We start from the raw sequence: 2,666 nt of genomic DNA, 5'->3' as shown, positions 1-2,666 counted from the left end.
CCGCGCGGAATGTATCTGGACGGCGGCTACGGCGTCGGCAAGACCCATCTGCTGGCCTCCCTCTGGCACGCCACCGCGGCCCCGCCCGAGCGGAAGGCGTTCGGCACCTTCGTCGAGCTGACCAACCTGGTCGGCGCCCTCGGCTTCCAGCAGACCGTCCAGACCCTCAGCGGCCACCGGCTGCTGTGCATCGACGAGTTCGAACTGGACGACCCGGGCGACACGGTGCTGGTCTCCACGCTGCTCGGCAAGCTCGTCGACGCGGGCGTGGCACTGGCCGCCACCTCCAACACCCTCCCCGGCAAGCTCGGCGAAGGCCGGTTCGCCGCCGCCGACTTCCTGCGCGAGATCCAGGGCCTGTCCGCCCGCTTCCGGACACTGCGCATCGACGGCGAGGACTACCGCCACCGCGGTCTGCCGGAAGCCCCCGCCCCGTACTCGGCCGAGACCGTCACCCGCGCCGCGCACCACACGCCCGGCGCCTCGCTCGACGACTTCCCCGCCCTCCTCGACCACCTGTCCCGCGTCCACCCGAGCCGCTACGGCGCGATGTGCGACGGAATCGAGGCGGTGTGCCTGACCGGGGTCGGGCCGGTGCCCGACCAGTCGACCGCGCTGCGGCTGGTGGTGCTCGCGGACCGGCTGTACGACCGCGAGGTGCCGGTGCTGGCGTCCGGGGTGCCGTTCGACCGTCTCTTCAGCGAGGAGATGCTGCAGGGCGGGTACCGGAAGAAGTACTTCCGGGCGATATCGCGGCTCACGGCGCTGGCGCGGGACGGGAAGCGGCTGGCGGAGTAGCGGGGAGCGCGGGGGCCGAGGGAGCGCGACGCGCGGCTGTGGCCGTTGATCGAATGGTTCCCGCGCGCGAATTCGCGTGATACACACATGCGGTCACATTTCCTGTCCGCCAACAGGGAGTTACCGCATGTCAGTAACGCGACGTCAGATCCTGGCCCGCAGCGGTGCGGCCGGTGCCGCCATCGCCTTCGCAGGCAACATCTCCGAACTCTTCGCCGGTACAGCCGTGGCCGCCGAGCCCGGCCAGGAGGCCGCGGCCGGCTCCGGCGGCTACGGCCCGCTCGTCCCCGACCCCGACGGTCTGCTCGACCTCCCCAAGGGCTTCCGCTACCGGGTGCTGTCCCGCGAGGGCGACGAGCTGCGCTCCGGCGAGGGCAAGGTCCCCAGCAACCACGACGGCATGGCCGCCTTCCCCGGCCGTTCCGGCGCCCGAGCCGACGCCCGGGCCCGCACCCACCTGGTCCGCAACCACGAGAACCGCCCCACCGCCGCGATCCGCGTCCCCGCCGTCCAGGGCCTCACCTACGACCCCATGGGCATGGGCGGCTGCACGGCCCTCGAACTCGACGCGGGCAACCGCGTCCTCGCCGAACACGTCGCCATCGCCGGCACCGCCGTCAACTGCGCGGGCGGCCCCACCCCCTGGAACACCTGGCTGACCTGCGAGGAGACCGAGGACAGAGCCGGCACCAACGGCTACACCAAGGACCACGGCTTCATCTTCGAAGTCGACCCGTACGACCCGCGCCGCACCGGCGCCGTACCGCTCACCGCCATGGGCCGCTTCCAGCACGAGGCCATCGCGATCGACCCGCGCAGCGGAGTCGTCTACGAGACCGAGGACGCCTTCGAGAAGCCCTTCGGCCTCTTCTACCGCTTCCTGCCGCACAAGCCGCTCGGCGGCACGGGGTCGCTGCACGCGGGCGGCGAGCTGTACGCGATGCGCGTGCCCGGCGTACGGGATCTGTCGGCCGTCCAGGAGACCGGCACGTCCTTCCACGACATCGAGTGGGTGCCGGTCCCCGACCCGCTCGCAAAACAGACGCCCGTCCGGCTCCAGGACTTCGGCCCCAAGGGCATCACCCACGCACAGAAACTGGAGGGCTGCTACTGGGGCGGCTCGTCCGTCTACTTCGTCTCCAGCTTCGCCAAGAGCGCGGACGGCTCGGCCGCCGACCACTACGGGCAGATCTGGCGGTACGACCCGCAGCAGAGCCGCCTCACCCTCGTGATCGTCTTCGGCCCGAGCACGGACGTGCAGCTGCCCGGCGAGTCACCCGACAACATCACGCTCGCGCCCAGCGGCGGCCTGATGGTCTGCGAGGACGGCAACGGCGCGCAGCATGTCTTCGGGCTGAGCAGGCGCGGCGAGGTCTACCCGATGGCGCGCGGACGCCAGAACATTGGCACCCCGGAGAAGCCGGAGTGGGGTGAGTTCGCGGGGGTGACCTTCGCACCGGACCGGCGCACGATGTACGTGAACTGCTACACCCCGGGCACGACCTTCGCGGTGACGGGGCCCTGGCGCCACTGAGACCGCAGGCCACGCAGGCCACGGCCTGCTGCGGCTCAGCCGGAGCAGGCCGTGCGCTGGGCCTCCTGCCACTCGCAGACGGGGCACAGCGTGACCCCGGGCCGTGACGCGGGGTACTCGGTCGGCTCGCCGCACAGCACGCAGTCCGCGTACGGCGGGCCGACGTCGTCGCCGTGCGGGCGCGCGGGGTGCGTGGCGCGCGTGGGGTCGTCCGTACGGTCATCCATGCGCCCGACCCTACGCCCGGTGCGGCCCGCGCCCCGCGACCCCGACAGGGGCCTCAGGACCTCGGGACCTCAGGACCGCCGTGAGCTGAGCGCACAGGCCAGCGCGG

Annotated in this window: 3 protein-coding genes; 2 read left to right on the top strand and 1 reads right to left on the bottom strand. The window is 72.2% G+C overall.

Going from position 1 to position 2,666, the window contains the following annotated elements:
- Positions 1 to 798, top strand: a 798-nt coding sequence (zapE, locus tag CCN51_RS08710; RefSeq protein WP_086859422.1) for a cell division protein ZapE, incomplete at its 5' end; no start/stop codon positions are given.
- A gap of 127 nt (positions 799 to 925) precedes the next feature.
- A complete protein-coding gene (locus CCN51_RS08705) occupies positions 926 to 2,332 on the top strand; it encodes a PhoX family protein (RefSeq protein ID WP_014175667.1) in 1,407 nt (468 codons plus the stop codon).
- Positions 2,333 to 2,367: 35 nt separating this feature from the next.
- Here the strand turns inward: CCN51_RS08705 and CCN51_RS08700 are convergent, their stop codons facing one another.
- Positions 2,368 to 2,559, bottom strand: coding sequence for a hypothetical protein (locus CCN51_RS08700; RefSeq protein WP_014175668.1), 192 nt, complete (start codon positions 2,557 to 2,559; stop codon positions 2,368 to 2,370).
- Between the last annotated feature and the right edge of the window lie 107 nt (positions 2,560 to 2,666).

Origin of the sequence: Streptomyces milbemycinicus (assembly GCF_002154605.1) — a bacterium.
GTDB classification, from domain to species: domain Bacteria; phylum Actinomycetota; class Actinomycetes; order Streptomycetales; family Streptomycetaceae; genus Streptomyces; species Streptomyces milbemycinicus.
This window is presented reverse-complemented; position numbering and strand designations above follow the sequence as displayed.

Bases quoted from the DNA above. Each gene is read 5' to 3' on its own strand.
- CCN51_RS08705 (WP_014175667.1), top strand. From the start codon at position 926: ATGTCAGTAACGCGACGTCAGATCCTGGCCCGCAGCGGTGCGGCCGGT.
- CCN51_RS08700 (WP_014175668.1), bottom strand. From the start codon at position 2,559: ATGGATGACCGTACGGACGACCCCACGCGCGCCACGCACCCCGCGCGC.